The 15,073-nt window shown below is 53.7% G+C and carries 10 protein-coding genes, 2 tRNA genes, 3 rRNA genes and 1 pseudogene; 5 read left to right on the plus strand and 11 right to left on the minus strand.

What is annotated here, in order from left to right:
• Positions 1-278 precede the first annotated feature (278 nt).
• Positions 279-1,187, plus strand: coding sequence for an acyltransferase (locus FEM41_RS05400; protein ID WP_138095020.1), 909 nt, complete (start codon positions 279-281; stop codon positions 1,185-1,187).
• Between the two features lie 32 nt (positions 1,188-1,219).
• On the opposite strand, the gene dsbA is transcribed toward FEM41_RS05400, so the two are convergent.
• The 3 genes from dsbA to FEM41_RS05415 form a co-directional block, all read right to left on the minus strand.
• Positions 1,220-1,843 (minus strand): thiol:disulfide interchange protein DsbA, encoded by a 624-nt coding sequence (gene dsbA, locus FEM41_RS05405; protein ID WP_138095021.1) that lies wholly within the window; start codon positions 1,841-1,843, stop codon positions 1,220-1,222.
• 25 nt (positions 1,844-1,868) lie between these two features.
• Positions 1,869-2,855, minus strand: a complete 987-nt coding sequence (locus FEM41_RS05410) for a serine/threonine protein kinase (protein WP_138095022.1) — start codon at positions 2,853-2,855, stop codon at positions 1,869-1,871.
• Between the two features lie 82 nt (positions 2,856-2,937).
• A complete protein-coding gene (locus FEM41_RS05415) occupies positions 2,938-3,207 on the minus strand; it encodes a YihD family protein (protein WP_138095023.1) in 270 nt (89 codons plus the stop codon).
• A gap of 79 nt (positions 3,208-3,286) precedes the next feature.
• On the opposite strand from FEM41_RS05415, the pseudogene mobA reads away from it, so the two are divergent.
• Positions 3,287-3,844 (plus strand): annotated as a pseudogene (gene mobA / locus FEM41_RS24820) (molybdenum cofactor guanylyltransferase MobA); the annotation flags it as partial.
• Positions 3,836-4,363 carry a molybdopterin-guanine dinucleotide biosynthesis protein MobB gene (gene mobB, locus FEM41_RS24825; RefSeq protein ID WP_241666619.1) on the plus strand — a complete coding sequence of 176 codons (528 nt, stop codon included), beginning with the start codon at positions 3,836-3,838 and terminating at the stop codon, positions 4,361-4,363. The pseudogene mobA and the gene mobB, both read left to right, overlap by 9 nt.
• Before the next feature lie 115 nt (positions 4,364-4,478).
• Here the strand turns inward: mobB and rrf are convergent.
• From rrf to FEM41_RS05445, 5 genes are all read right to left on the minus strand, one after another.
• A 5S ribosomal RNA gene (gene rrf, locus FEM41_RS05425) occupies positions 4,479-4,594 on the minus strand.
• 105 nt (positions 4,595-4,699) lie between these two features.
• Positions 4,700-7,606: ribosomal RNA gene (locus FEM41_RS05430) — 23S ribosomal RNA — on the minus strand.
• A gap of 150 nt (positions 7,607-7,756) precedes the next feature.
• Positions 7,757-7,832 (minus strand) — tRNA-Ala (locus FEM41_RS05435).
• A gap of 113 nt (positions 7,833-7,945) precedes the next feature.
• Positions 7,946-8,022, minus strand: a tRNA-Ile gene (locus FEM41_RS05440).
• A gap of 73 nt (positions 8,023-8,095) precedes the next feature.
• Positions 8,096-9,637: ribosomal RNA gene (locus FEM41_RS05445) — 16S ribosomal RNA — on the minus strand.
• The 16S, 23S and 5S rRNA genes sit together here with 2 tRNA genes alongside, the layout of an rRNA operon.
• A gap of 455 nt (positions 9,638-10,092) precedes the next feature.
• Between FEM41_RS05445 and FEM41_RS05450 the strand changes: the two genes are divergently transcribed.
• Positions 10,093-10,803 (plus strand): FadR/GntR family transcriptional regulator, encoded by a 711-nt coding sequence (locus FEM41_RS05450; protein WP_138095025.1) that lies wholly within the window; start codon positions 10,093-10,095, stop codon positions 10,801-10,803.
• Positions 10,800-12,194: a multidrug transporter subunit MdtD gene (gene mdtD, locus FEM41_RS05455; RefSeq protein ID WP_138095026.1), complete on the plus strand. Its 1,395-nt coding sequence runs from the start codon at positions 10,800-10,802 to the stop codon at positions 12,192-12,194. Before FEM41_RS05450 ends, mdtD begins: the two co-directional genes overlap by 4 nt.
• Here mdtD and rbsR read toward each other — a convergent pair.
• The 3 genes from rbsR to rbsB form a co-directional block, all read right to left on the minus strand.
• On the minus strand, positions 12,191-13,183 hold the full coding sequence (gene rbsR / locus FEM41_RS05460; RefSeq protein WP_138095027.1) for a ribose operon transcriptional repressor RbsR: 993 nt from the start codon (positions 13,181-13,183) through the stop codon (positions 12,191-12,193). The two genes, mdtD and rbsR, sit on opposite strands and share 4 nt — an antisense overlap.
• 3 nt (positions 13,184-13,186) lie before the next feature.
• Positions 13,187-14,116, minus strand: coding sequence for a ribokinase (rbsK, locus tag FEM41_RS05465; protein WP_138095028.1), 930 nt, complete (start codon positions 14,114-14,116; stop codon positions 13,187-13,189).
• Between the two features lie 67 nt (positions 14,117-14,183).
• Positions 14,184-15,071 (minus strand): ribose ABC transporter substrate-binding protein RbsB, encoded by an 888-nt coding sequence (gene rbsB / locus FEM41_RS05470; RefSeq protein WP_138095029.1) that lies wholly within the window; start codon positions 15,069-15,071, stop codon positions 14,184-14,186.
• Positions 15,072-15,073 lie beyond the last annotated feature (2 nt).

A 15,073-nucleotide genomic window follows, 5' to 3' on the forward strand; every position in this document is an offset into this window, starting at 1 on the left:
TTCCACAAATTAAACATCCGTGACGGGATAATAATCTGTTTTAATTCAAGATGTTAAAATTGATCCAGGCCATAAACAGGCTCGATGTGCACAGAACGTTAATGTGGATATAAAAGCAGGTTATGCCATTATCGTTAACAGGAGGGACTCATCCGCGCCTGATATTTCAAAGTCCGTTACTTTTAGTGCCATCATTAATGACGGTTTTCTGATAAGATTTGCGCCCTGTCATATTTATTGCCAGCGTCTTTCGTTTTCTAACCATCTAAAAAATAACTATGTCGAGATTGCTCGCCACGCTCACTTTACTCTTAAGCGTTGTCCTCACTATTCTGGTCACGATTGGTTGCTCCGTGCCCATCATTGTTGCGGGCGTGCTCAAGCTGCTGCTCCCCATTCCCTTCGTGTGGCGTTCAATTTCCCGTTTCTGCAACTTCATGATGTATTGCTGGTGTGAAGGGCTGGCGCTACTGCTGCACCTTAATCCGTGGCTAAAGTGGGATATCGAGGGACTGGAAGGGCTGAGCAAGAAAAACTGGTACCTGCTGATCTGCAACCACCGCAGTTGGGCCGATATTGTGGTGCTCTGCGTGCTGTTCCGTAAGCAGATCCCAATGAATAAGTACTTTCTCAAGAAACAACTCGCCTGGGTTCCGTTTATAGGCCTGGCCTGCTGGGCGCTGGATATGCCGTTTATGAAACGTTACTCGCGCAGCTACCTTATTCGCCATCCGGAAAAACGCGGCCAGGATGTGGAAACCACGCGCCGCTCGTGCGAAAAATTTCGCCATCATCCGACAACCATTGTGAATTTTGTGGAAGGCTCACGGTTTACGCCGGACAAACACCGACAGTTGCGGTCACCATTCAGAAATTTACTACCGCCGAAAGCGGCCGGTATCGCAATGGCGCTTAACGTGCTGGGAAAGCAGTTTGATAAGCTGCTTAACGTAACCCTCTGCTATCCGGAAAATAATCGTTCGCCATTTTACGATATGCTGTGCGGGCGCCTGACCCGGATTGTGGTACGGGTCAATCTGGTGCCCATCAACGAAAACCTGCACGGCGATTATGTTAACGATAAGAACTTTAAGCGTCGCTTCCAGCTCTGGCTGAATACCTTGTGGGGCGAGAAAGACGACCAGCTGGAGGCCATCCAGCAGAAATACAAAAACGCCGGTCAATGACCGGCGTTTTACTGTTCTGACAGCGCTGAAGTTTACTTCTTCTCGACCAGGAATTTTACCGTGTCAGCATATTCCTGAACGAATTTATCCATGCTGCTGGTATCCATGCCCTGCATATTGATGGCATATTTACCGTTAACAAACATTGCCGGAACGCCCTGCAGCTGCAGATCGGCAGCGGCTTTCTCCTGCTGGGCAACCAGAGATTTCACCACGAAGCTGTTCCATGCGGCGTCATACTCTTCCGCCTTCACGCCAGCATCGATAAATACCTGACGGATATCGGCCACACTCTGTACAGTCTGGGTTTTCTGTACTGCTTCGAACATCGGAGCCGTGATCTTATCCTGCACGCCCAGCGATATAGCAACCGCCCATGCCTGAGTCAGTTGTTTACCCAGCGGCCCCAGGAATTCGACGTGGTACTTGGTCATTTTGGTGCCTTCCGGCAGCTTTTTCTTCACGTTGGCCGGAATATGCCATACCTGCTCGAACTGATAGCAGTGCGGGCAATAGAAAGAGAAGAACTCCAGAACCTGAGGTTCTCCCTGTACAGGCTTATCCAGCGTGGTGTACTGCTTGCCATCGGTGATCTGTGCCGCGGAGGCGCTGAACGCCAGAATCATTCCCGCCAGGGCCAGCCAGACTTTTTTCATTTAGATCTCTCCTGAAAATATCGCTTTAATACATGGGCGTTAATTGTAGTGGGGGTTCACGTAGAACCCTGACCTGCTCATTAAAGGTGGCAGTTTGTCTTCGCCAGAAATCTTCCTCTTTCATCCAGGGGAAGCTTCCAGGGAAAGCCGGGTCATCCCAACGGCGCATTATCCATGCCAGATACCAGACCATACGCATGGCCCGCAGGGGTTCAATCCGTTTTAACTCATCGGTATTAAAGGAGCCAAACTCCTCATAGGCTTCAATAATGGTTTCAAGTTGTAGTCGCTGGCTGGCTTTATCGCCGTTCAGCAGCATCCAGATATCCTGAACGGCCGGGCCGTTACGGGAGTCATCCAAATCGACAAATAGCGGACCGTCGCGCCACAGGATATTACCGGGATGGCAGTCACCGTGCAGCCGAAGGGCCCTGTAGTCAAGGTCCCACCGTGCCGTTACTTCTGCGATCAGTGCATCGACCGATTGCAAAAACGCGGCTTTCAGCGCAGAGGGGATCAGATAGGTGGCATCAAACAGCGCTCGCGGCTCCAGGAGGTATTCCTGAATTCCGATAGTTGGCCGATGATGAAAACATTCACCGCGCCCGGTCTGGTGTATACGCCCAAGGTAGCGCCCGACCTGCTCCATCTGATCCAGATTATCTGTTTCATACTGGCGACCACCCAGGCTCGGAAACAAAGCGAACAGAAAGCCCTGATGCTCAAACAGCGTTTTACCATCAATAGATAACGGCGCAGCCAGCGGAACCTCATTAGCCTGTAACTCCAGAGCAAATTGATGCTCTTCCTCGATCTGCTCCGCATTCCAGCGAGCCGGACGATAGAACTTCACCACATAGCGACGGCGATCCTCATCCAGGAACTGATAAACCCGGTTCTCATAGCTATTGAGCGCCGTCAGGCCAGAATCCACCCGGATCCCCTGCTCAAACAGGGCATCAAGTATGGTATCCGGGTGTAATGTTTGAAAATGAAAAGCGCTATCTGTCATTCGATATCCGCGCGGTCATACAAGTGTTATTCGGTTCAGGATAACATTTCACAGGCTTTGCGGACGATTCGCTTACAAGCTTTTACTCTTTAATAACGCCGCGCGCTTTTAACAGAGCGGTTTTAAAATCTTCCTCATAATCTTTTTTCAGGCCGGGAATGGCTTCGTCTTTCGCCGAACCACGCATTTTCAGGTGATAGATCAGAATATCGTCTGTCAGATCTGCCAGTTCTCCGGTAAAACCTGACTCCTGAGCCAGTTTCTGCAAAAATTGCAGCAGGTTTAGATCGGGCTCTTCCTGCCAGGCAGGCTGAAGCAGTTCGATCACTTCGTTAAGACGTTTACATTTCATATCTGTGCTCCTTTATCCTGTGACAGGACAAATTAGCAGGCTCAAACCCACATTAAAAGAGGCGACTTTCATGACCAGGCTGACGGAAGTTTGTGGCGTCATTCTTGCGGGCGGGCGAGCCACCCGAATGGGCGGCCAGGACAAGGGGTTGCTGCTGTTAAATGATCAGCCGCTCTGGCAGCGCATCTTTAACCGGCTCTTTCCCCAGGTAGGCCAGATTATTATTAGCGCTAACCGCAATCTGGAATCTTACCGGCAAAGCGGTCTGCCGGTCATTAGCGATACGCTTCCGGACTATCCGGGGCCGCTGGCGGGTATGCTGTCGGCCATGCAGAGCCAGAGCAATGACTGGTTCCTGTTTTGCCCTTGTGATACCCCAAATATCCCCCGGGATCTCGCTATACGGCTGTGGCAGGCTCGAGAGAAAGCTCCCGCAGTCTGGATAAACGACGGCGAGCGGGACCATCCTACGCTTGCCCTGGTACATCGACGGCTGATCCCCATGCTGGAAGGCTATCTGGCGAGTGGTGAGCGGCGGGTAATGGTGTTCCTGCGTCAGGCTGGCGGTCATGCGGTTACTTTTTCCGACAGGAAGAGCTGCTTTATTAATGTGAATACGCCGCAGGATCTGGAACGACGCCATCTTCCACCGTTACTGGCCATTGCCGCCTGGAGCGGTACCGGAAAGACGACACTACTGAAGCAGTTAATCCCACTGTTGCGTGAGCGTGGAATACGTCCCGGCTTGATTAAACACACACATCACGATATGGATGTCGATAAACCCGGTAAGGACAGCTACGAACTGCGTAAGGCGGGTGCGAACCAAACGCTGGTGGCCAGTCGCCAGCGTTGGGCATTAATGACCGAGACACCTGACGGCGCAGAGCCGGATCTGTACCAACTGGCAGGCAGAATGGATAGCCGTCATCTGGATATGATTCTGGTGGAAGGCTTTAAACATGAGGCGATCGCCAAAATTCAGCTTTATCGCGACGGTTGCGGTCACCAGCCAGAAGAACTGCAGCCAGACAGCCATACGCTTGCTCTGGCCAGTGATGTGCCATTCGATGTCGGGCTGCCGCAGCTGGATATCAATCAACCCCGGGAGATCGTCGATTTTATTGCTGAGTGGATGAAGCAACAGCGCCAGTAAAGGAGTGTGAGCGGACAGATTCTCTCAGGCCCTCTCCCAAAGGAGGGGGCGATTTTTACCGTGCCATAAACGCAAAAAACCCCGGTCAATGACCGGGGTTTTTCACTAATTTGATGCCTGGCAGTTCCCTACTCTCGCATGGGGAGACCCCACACTACCATCGGCGCTACGGCGTTTCACTTCTGAGTTCGGCATGGGGTCAGGTGGGACCACCGCGCTATCGCCGCCAGGCAAATTCTGTTCCGCTTACCGCCACACACGGCCATAAACGTTTATCCGTCACAAGCTGATTTGATTCTGTCTCTCAACATCACACCAAAACATCTTTGGCGTTGTAAGGTTAAGCCTCTCGGGTCATTAGTACCGGTTAGCTCAACGCATCGCTGCGCTTACACACCCGGCCTATCAACGTCGTCGTCTTCAACGTCCCTTCAGGAGACTCAAAGGTCTCAGGGAAGACTCATCTCGGGGCAAGTTTCGTGCTTAGATGCTTTCAGCACTTATCTTTTCCGCACTTAGCTACCGGGCAATGCAATTGGCATCACAACCCGAACACCAGTGGTGCGTCCACTCCGGTCCTCTCGTACTAGGAGCAGCCCCCCTCAGTCTTCCAGCGCCCACGGCAGATAGGGACCGAACTGTCTCACGACGTTCTAAACCCAGCTCGCGTACCACTTTAAATGGCGAACAGCCATACCCTTGGGACCTACTTCAGCCCCAGGATGTGATGAGCCGACATCGAGGTGCCAAACACCGCCGTCGATATGAACTCTTGGGCGGTATCAGCCTGTTATCCCCGGAGTACCTTTTATCCGTTGAGCGATGGCCCTTCCATTCAGAACCACCGGATCACTATGACCTGCTTTCGCACCTGCTCGCGCCGTCACGCTCGCAGTCAAGCTGGCTTATGCCATTGCACTAACCTCCTGATGTCCGACCAGGATTAGCCAACCTTCGTGCTCCTCCGTTACTCTTTGGGAGGAGACCGCCCCAGTCAAACTACCCACCAGACACTGTCCCCACGCCCGATTAGGGCGCCAGGTTAGAACATCAAACATTAAAGGGTGGTATTTCAAGGTTGGCTCCACGTGTACTTGCGTCCACGCTTCAAAGCCTCCCACCTATCCTACACATCAAGGCTCAATGTTCAGTGTCAAGCTATAGTAAAGGTTCACGGGGTCTTTCCGTCTTGCCGCGGGTACACTGCATCTTCACAGCGAGTTCAATTTCACTGAGTCCCGGGTGGAGACAGCCTGGCCATCATTACGCCATTCGTGCAGGTCGGAACTTACCCGACAAGGAATTTCGCTACCTTAGGACCGTTATAGTTACGGCCGCCGTTTACCGGGGCTTCGATCAGGAGCTTCTGGTTACCCATAACCCCATCAATTAACCTTCCGGCACCGGGCAGGCGTCACACCCTATACGTCCACTTTCGTGTTTGCAGAGTGCTGTGTTTTTAATAAACAGTTGCAGCCAGCTGGTATCTTCGACTGACTTCAGCTCCACCCGCAGGGGCTTCACCTACATGTCAGCGTGCCTTCTCCCGAAGTTACGGCACCATTTTGCCTAGTTCCTTCACCCGGGTTCTCTCAAGCGCCTTGGTATTCTCTACCTGACCACCTGTGTCGGTTTCGGGTACGATTCGTTGTTACCTGAAGCTTAGAGGCTTTTCCTGGAAGCAGGGCATTTGTCACTTCAGCACCGTAGTGCCTCGTCATCACGCCTCAGCCTTAACTTTCCGGATTTGCCTGGAAAGTCAGCCTACACGCTTAAACCGGGACGACCGTCGCCCGGATGACATAGCCTTCTCCGTTCCCCCATCGCAGTAACACCGAGTACGGGAATATTAACCCGTTTCCCATCGACTACGCCTTTCGGCCTCGCCTTAGGGGTCGACTCACCCTGCCCCGATTAACGTTGGACAGGAACCCTTGGTCTTCCGGCGAGCGGGCTTTTCACCCGCTTTATCGTTACTCATGTCAGCATTCGCACTTCTGATACCTCCAGCATACCTCACAGTACACCTTCAACGGCTTACAGAACGCTCCCCTACCCAACAACACATGAGTGTCGCTGCCGCAGCTTCGGTGCATGGTTTAGCCCCGTTACATCTTCCGCGCAGGCCGACTCGACCAGTGAGCTATTACGCTTTCTTTAAATGATGGCTGCTTCTAAGCCAACATCCTGGCTGTCTGGGCCTTCCCACATCGTTTCCCACTTAACCATGACTTTGGGACCTTAGCTGGCGGTCTGGGTTGTTTCCCTCTTCACGACGGACGTTAGCACCCGCCGTGTGTCTCCCGTGATAACATTCTCCGGTATTCGTAGTTTGCATCGGGTTGGTAAGCCGGGATGGCCCCCTAGCCGAAACAGTGCTCTACCCCCGGAGATGAATTCACGAGGCGCTACCTAAATAGCTTTCGGGGAGAACCAGCTATCTCCCGGTTTGATTGGCCTTTCACCCCCAGCCACAGGTCATCCGCTAATTTTTCAACATTAGTCGGTTCGGTCCTCCAGTTAGTGTTACCCAACCTTCAACCTGCCCATGGCTAGATCACCGGGTTTCGGGTCTATACCCTGCAACTTAACGCCCGGTTAAGACTCGGTTTCCCTTCGGCTCCCCTATTCGGTTAACCTTGCTACAGAATATAAGTCGCTGACCCATTATACAAAAGGTACGCAGTCACACCCATAAAGAGTGCTCCCACTGCTTGTACGTACACGGTTTCAGGTTCTGTTTCACTCCCCTCGCCGGGGTTCTTTTCGCCTTTCCCTCACGGTACTGGTTCACTATCGGTCAGTCAGGAGTATTTAGCCTTGGAGGATGGTCCCCCCATATTCAGACAGGATAACACGTGTCCCGCCCTACTCATCGAGCTCACAGCATGTGCATTTTCGTGTACGGGGCTGTCACCCTGTATCGCCGGACTTTCCAGACCGTTCCACTAATACACACGCTGATTCAGACTCTGGGCTCTTCCCCGTTCGCTCGCCGCTACTCAGGGAATCTCGGTTGATTTCTTTTCCTCGGGGTACTTAGATGTTTCAGTTCTCCCGGTTCGCCTCATTAACCTATGGATTCAGTTAATGATAGTGTGACGAATCACACTGGGTTTCCCCATTCGGACATCGTCGGTTATAACGCCTCATATCAGCTTACCGACGCTTTTCGCAGATTAGCACGTCCTTCATCGCCTCTGACTGCCAGGGCATCCACCGTGTACGCTTATTCGCTTAACCTCACAACCCGAAGATGTCTTCGTGTTGTAAGCTTGAGAGACCCATTAAACGGTTGTCCCGTTTATGGATTATCAATTTTCAGCTTGTTCCGGATTGTTAAAGAGCAGATACTTCACAATGCACGATTAAGTACATTCTGAAGTAGTGTTATGGTGGAGCTATGCGGGATCGAACCGCAGACCTCCTGCGTGCAAAGCAGGCGCTCTCCCAGCTGAGCTATAGCCCCAAAGTCGTTAGTTAACCTCGATACCAAATGCAATTCTTTTCCGGACAAGGCGTGAGTCCACGAAGTTTATTGAAATAAACGAGTGGGCGAACAACGCAGTACGGGGAAGAATTTGGTAGGCCTGAGTGGACTTGAACCACCGACCTCACCCTTATCAGGGGTGCGCTCTAACCACCTGAGCTACAAGCCTGTAGAGGTTTTCACTGCTTCTTTGTTTTTCATCAGACAATCTGTGTGGACACTGCGAAATCTGTATCCAAAGGTAAGGAGGTGATCCAACCGCAGGTTCCCCTACGGTTACCTTGTTACGACTTCACCCCAGTCATGAATCACAAAGTGGTAAGCGCCCTCCCGAAGGTTAAGCTACCTACTTCTTTTGCAACCCACTCCCATGGTGTGACGGGCGGTGTGTACAAGGCCCGGGAACGTATTCACCGTGACATTCTGATTCACGATTACTAGCGATTCCGACTTCATGGAGTCGAGTTGCAGACTCCAATCCGGACTACGACGCACTTTATGAGGTCCGCTTGCTCTCGCGAGGTCGCTTCTCTTTGTATGCGCCATTGTAGCACGTGTGTAGCCCTGGTCGTAAGGGCCATGATGACTTGACGTCATCCCCACCTTCCTCCGGTTTATCACCGGCAGTCTCCTTTGAGTTCCCGACCGAATCGCTGGCAACAAAGGATAAGGGTTGCGCTCGTTGCGGGACTTAACCCAACATTTCACAACACGAGCTGACGACAGCCATGCAGCACCTGTCTCACGGCTCCCGAAGGCACAGTCTCATCTCTGAGACCTTCCGTGGATGTCAAGACCAGGTAAGGTTCTTCGCGTTGCATCGAATTAAACCACATGCTCCACCGCTTGTGCGGGCCCCCGTCAATTCATTTGAGTTTTAACCTTGCGGCCGTACTCCCCAGGCGGTCGACTTAACGCGTTAGCTCCGGAAGCCACGAGTCAAGCTCACAGCCTCCAAGTCGACATCGTTTACGGCGTGGACTACCAGGGTATCTAATCCTGTTTGCTCCCCACGCTTTCGCACCTGAGCGTCAGTCTTCGTCCAGGAGGCCGCCTTCGCCACCGGTATTCCTCCAGATCTCTACGCATTTCACCGCTACACCTGGAATTCTACCTCCCTCTACGAGACTCCAGCTGGCCAGTTTCAAATGCAGTTCCCGGGTTGAGCCCGGGGATTTCACATCTGACTTAACCAACCGCCTGCGTGCGCTTTACGCCCAGTAATTCCGATTAACGCTTGCACCCTCCGTATTACCGCGGCTGCTGGCACGGAGTTAGCCGGTGCTTCTTCTGTCAGTAACGTCAATGTATGAGCGTATTAAGCTCACACCCTTCCTCCTGACTGAAAGTACTTTACAACCCGAAGGCCTTCTTCATACACGCGGCATGGCTGCATCAGGCTTGCGCCCATTGTGCAATATTCCCCACTGCTGCCTCCCGTAGGAGTCTGGACCGTGTCTCAGTTCCAGTGTGGCTGGTCATCCTCTCAGACCAGCTAGGGATCGTCGCCCAGGTAGGCCATTACCCTACCTGCTAGCTAATCCCATCTGGGTTCATCTGATGGCGTGAGGCCCGAAGGTCCCCCACTTTGCTCTTTCGAGATTATGCGGTATTAGCCACCGTTTCCAGTGGTTATCCCCCTCCATCAGGCAGATCCCCAGACATTACTCACCCGTCCGCCGCTCGCCGGCAAGGAAGCAAGCTTCCTTCCGCTGCCGCTCGACTTGCATGTGTTAGGCCTGCCGCCAGCGTTCAATCTGAGCCATGATCAAACTCTTCAATTAAAGTTTGATGCTCAAAGAATTAAACTTCGTAATGAATTACGTGTTCACTCTTGAGACTTGATATTCATTTAGCGTCTTTCGACGTTCAGGATATCAGTGCTTTCGAGTGCCCACACAGATTGTCTGATAAATTGTTAAAGAGCAGTGCGCGCTGTTTTGTCAGCGGCGCGGGCTGCGTATATTACGCTTTCCCGCCCGGGAGTCAAGCGTTTATTTTCGCTTTCGTCCCGCTGACCCGGTGTGCCGTAAGGCGTTGTTCCGTGTCAGTGGTGGCGCATTATAGAGCCTGAATTCGTGCTGGCAAGAGGTTAATTCAAAAAAACTTTCAAGCGCATGCTTTTTCGCCTTTAAGCATGAAAAAGCAGCAATTTGTGTGATATTTGCCGTTTTTGCCACCGTATAATTATGGCTAATGGCATACTAGTCCCGATAACAGCGATTCAGAGAATGCCTCTATGTCTTTAAATGCACAACAACAGGCAGCACGCAAAAATCTCTCCTGGGTGCTGGCTGAAAAGCTGGCGCAGCAGATTCTTAACGGCGAGTATGCGCCGGGCAGTATTCTTCCGGGTGAGATAGAGTTGGGCGAGCAGTTTGGCGTAAGCCGCACTGCAGTAAGGGAAGCCGTAAAGACGCTGACGGCAAAAGGCATGTTGCTGCCGCGGCCGCGTATTGGTACCCGCGTTATGCCACAGAGTAACTGGAACTTCCTGGATAAAGAGCTGCTCACCTGGTGGATGAAGGTAGAAAGCTTTCCCCGTGTCATCGACGCTTTTCTGGTTATGCGCCACTCTCTGGAACCCAAGGCCTGCTCGCTGGCCGCATCCAACGGCAACGATTCACAGCGTGAAGCATTACAGACACTGATGGCGCAGATGAATGAGCTGGAAAAAGAGTTCGATCGCCAGCGCTGGGTGGAGGTCGATATGGCATTCCATGAGCAAATTTATGCGATGAGCAACAATCCGTTTCTCTCTTCATTCGCAAATCTGTTCCGCTCTGTCTATTACAACTACTTTTCGTTTATTACTGACAACAGCGTGGTGAAACTCGAACTCCACCAGGCTGTTGTTAATGCCATTATAAAAGGAGACAGCCAGGCGGCAGAGCAAGCCTGTCAGGCACTCCTTTTGGCCCCGTTACCGAATACATCACTGACTCAATGAAAAAACGTCGCAGTATGGCCGGGCTACCGTGGATTGCAGCCATGGCCTTCTTTATGCAGGCGCTGGACGCCACCATACTCAATACCGCGCTACCCGCCATCGCACATAGCCTTGACCGTTCGCCGCTGGCAATGCAGTCCGCCATTATCAGCTATACCCTGACGGTCGCCATGTTGATTCCCGTGAGCGGTTGGCTGGCCGATCGCTTCGGTACCCGGCGTATTTTTATGCTGGCGGTCACGCTCTTTACCCTGGGCTCTCTGGCCTGCGCGTTATCCAGTACCCTGACGGAGCTGGTTATCTTTCGCGTGGTTCAGGGGATTGGCGGCGCCATGATGATGCCTGTAGCGCGTCTGGCGTTACTGCGGGCTTACCCACGTAATGAGCTACTGCCGGTGCTGAACTTTGTCACCATGCCGGGTCTGGTGGGACCGGTCCTCGGCCCAATGCTGGGCGGCGTACTGGTGACATGGGCCAGCTGGCACTGGATATTCCTAATCAACATTCCTATCGGCATTCTGGGGCTGATCTACGCTCACCGCCATATGCCTGACTTTACCGCGCCGCGCCGGGGATTTGATATGGTCGGCTTTCTGCTGTTCGGCCTGAGTCTGGTGCTCATTTCCAGCGGGATGGAGCTTTTTGGCGAGCGCGTCGTTGCCAGTCTGGTGTCGCTGTCGGTGGTCGCCGGGGGGATACTACTGCTGATGGTCTACGTGCTACACGCCCGTTACCACCCCACGCCGCTTATCGCACTACCGCTATTTAAGGTACGTACCTTTTCCATTGGCATCACCGGTAATATCGCCTCCCGATTGGGCACCGGCTGCGTTCCGTTCCTGATGCCGTTAATGCTGCAGGTCGGTTTTGGCCATAATGCGCTGATCGCAGGCTGTATGATGGCGCCCATCGCCATTGGCTCCATTCTGGCAAAATCTACCGTTACCCCAATTTTACGTCGCGTGGGCTACCGCCGTACCCTGATTGGCGTGACCATTTTTATCGGTCTGATGATTGGCCAGTTTGCGCTACAGGATGCGCAAATGCCGATGTGGCAGCTGCTGATACCGCTGTTTATTCTGGGGATGGGGATGTCTACCCAATTCACCGCCATGAACACTATTACGCTTGCGGACTTAAACGACGATAACGCCAGTAGCGGCAACAGCGTGCTGGCAGTGACCCAGCAGCTATCCATTAGTCTGGGCGTCGCCGTGAGCGCAGCGGTATTGCGCTTTTATGAAGGGCTTAGCGATAGTTCGACGACGGTGCAGCATTTCCACTACACCTTCCTGACGATGGGAGCCGTCACCATCATGGCCGCAGCGATCTTTATGCTGCTGCGCGCCCATGACGGACGCAACCTGATTAAGGCGCGACGTCGCGATTAAGTCGAGCCGCGCACGATCAGTTCTGGGGTCAGTTGCAACCGCTGCTGACCCAGAGAAGGCTGAGCCATCCGATGGATCAGTACGTCGATGGCCAGTTCCCCCAGCTCGTCCTTGGCCTGATGAACGGTGGTCAACGGCGGCGTCATATAACGCGCCAGTTCGATATCATCATAGCCGACTATCGCCATATCCCCGGGCACGGACAGCCCGGCCTGCCACAGCGCCTGATAGGCCCCCAGCGCCATGGCATCGTTGCCGCTAAATACCGCATGAGGCGGGGTTTCCAGAGCCAGTAGCCTGTTCATAGCGGTAAAACCGCCGCTAAATTCAAAGTCGGCCACAATTTCATAATCCGGCGCAATGCTCAGCCCGGCAGCACGCATGGCATTACGATACCCTTCAAGGCGCTGGCGGGAGGGGGTTTTATCCAGCGGGCCCGTGATACAGGCAATGCGGGTATAGCCTTTATCTATAAGGTGTCGGGTGGCGATCCCCCCCCCCAGCAGCGAGTTATCCTGAATCAGGTCGCTGTCGCCGTCAAAGGGCGCCCAGTCCATCATCACGGTGGGGATGGAAGGGTAGCGGGTCATGATATCCGGTGCCGGAAGATGCGTTTCGGTACACAGCAACAGCAGGCCATCCACCCGCTTTTGCAGCAGCGTTTCCAGATTGCGGTTCATCCGCTGCTCATCCCCTTCGGTATTACAGAGCACCAGGCTGTAGCCCCGCTCAAAGCAGCTACGCTCCACGCCGCGCACCAGTTCAGAATAGAAGGGGTTACTACTGGCGGTCAGCAACATGCCAATGGTGTGGGTCTGATTAAGCTTCAGGCTGCGAGCCAGTGCGGAAGGCGCATAATTCAGCGACCGTATCGCGGATTCTACCCGTTCCCGGGTAGCGTCGCTGACAAAGCGATCGTTATTGATGACATGCGAAACAGTCGATGTCGATACGCCCGCCAGGCGGGCGACATCTTTCATGGTCGCCACGAATTACCCCTGTTGCTGCAAAAAGGCATCGATTTCCTGGCGCCAGGGTACGGAAGGCTGTGCGCCCTTACGGGTGACCGCAATCGCCGCCGCCGCATGGGCAAAGCGCACGGCATCCTCCATCGATCGGGACTCCAGCAGCGCAGTCATCAGCGCGCCATTAAAGGTATCGCCAGCCGCAATGGTATCCACCGCTTTAACGCTAAAACCTGGGATCCGCTGGCCAGCACCGTTTTCACTTAACCAGACACCGCGTTTTCCCAGGGTGATCAGGACAGTAGAAATGCCTTTATCATGCAGCGCCGCCGCCGCCCGGGCCGCGCTCTCATCGTCATCCACGTGAATGCCGGTAAGGATCTCCGCTTCCGTTTCGTTGGGTGTGATGATATCCACCAGCGCCAGCAGTTCGTCCGGTAATGGGCTGGCGGGCGCCGGATTAAGAATGGTTTGGGTCTGGTTATGATATGCAATACGCGCCGCTGCCAGCACCGTTTCCAGTGGCGATTCGAGCTGCATCAACAGCGCCTGCGCCCCGGCAATACGATCGTGGTGCTGTTCCACCCGTTCAGCCGAAAGCGCTCCATTAGCACCGGCATTGATGCCGATAAAGTTTTCACCTTCGGCGTTAACGAAGATCAGCGCCACACCGGTAGATTCTCCCTTAATGACCGCCACAGGCACCGTATCGATACGATCCTTTGCCAACTGCTGCCGGATTCGTTCGCCGGTATCGTCATCGCCCACGCAGGCGATAAAAGCGATATCCGCCCCGCTACGCCCGGCCGCCACAGCCTGATTCGCCCCCTTACCGCCAAACGCCACCTGATAGTGGTTACCGTTTAGCGTCTCTCCCGGCATGGGAAAGCGATCGAGATTCAGAATATGGTCGGCATTGATACTGCCTAATACAACGAGCTGACCTGTGGTTTTCATTATGGATATCCATTTTATGTGCGCCGCCCAAAGGCGGCGCATTTGCCCTGCTTTTCTTTATATTGACTTATTTAGTGACCAGTTTCAGATCGACCGGGATTTTAGCGTCCACGTTCTCGCCTTTCAGCACTTTATCCGCGGTCTGTACGCCGATAATACCAATCTGCTCCGGCTGCTGAGCCACGGTAGCGCCCAGTTTTCCGCCCTGTACCGCTTTCATACCGTCTGCGGTGCCGTCAAACCCCACGACCAGCACGTCAGATTTGCCCGCGGTCTGCAATGCACGCAGCGCCCCCAGCGCCATCTCGTCATTCTGAGCGAAGACGGCCTGTACGCCCGGATGCGCGGTCAGCAGGTTCTGCATAACGTTCAACCCTTTGGTACGATCGAAGTCCGCTGGCTGGCTGGCCAGAATACCAAATTTATGTGCGGTCACCGCCTGCTTGAAGCCCTGGCCACGCTCGCGCGCCGCAGAGGTTCCGGCAATGCCTTGTAGTTCTATCACTTTCGCGCCTTCGCCCACCTTACTGGCAATAAAGTCACCGGCCATCTTGCCGCCCGCCACGTTGTCAGAGGCGATATGGCTGACCACCTCACCTTTGGACGCCTGCCTGTCCAGGGTGATGACCGGAATCTTCGCCTGGTTCGCCATCTTCACGGCGTTCCCCACGGCGTCGGAATCGGTCGGGTTAATCATCAGCAGCTTAGCCCCGCGTACCGTCAGATCCTGGACGTTCGCCAGCTCTTTCGCCGGGTTATTCTGAGAGTCCAGCACCACCAGCTTATAGCCCAATTTGTTCGCCTCTTTCTGAGCACCATCCTTCAGAGAGACAAAGAAGGGGTTATTCAGGGTGGAGACTACCAGCGCAATCGTCTCCTGCGCCATAGCATTCGCGCTAAGGGTGGCGCTAAGGGCCGCGGCAGAAACCAGGGTAGCCAGTTTTTTCATGTTCATAT

The organism is Jejubacter calystegiae, assembly GCF_005671395.1.
GTDB classification, from domain to species: domain Bacteria; phylum Pseudomonadota; class Gammaproteobacteria; order Enterobacterales; family Enterobacteriaceae; genus Jejubacter; species Jejubacter calystegiae.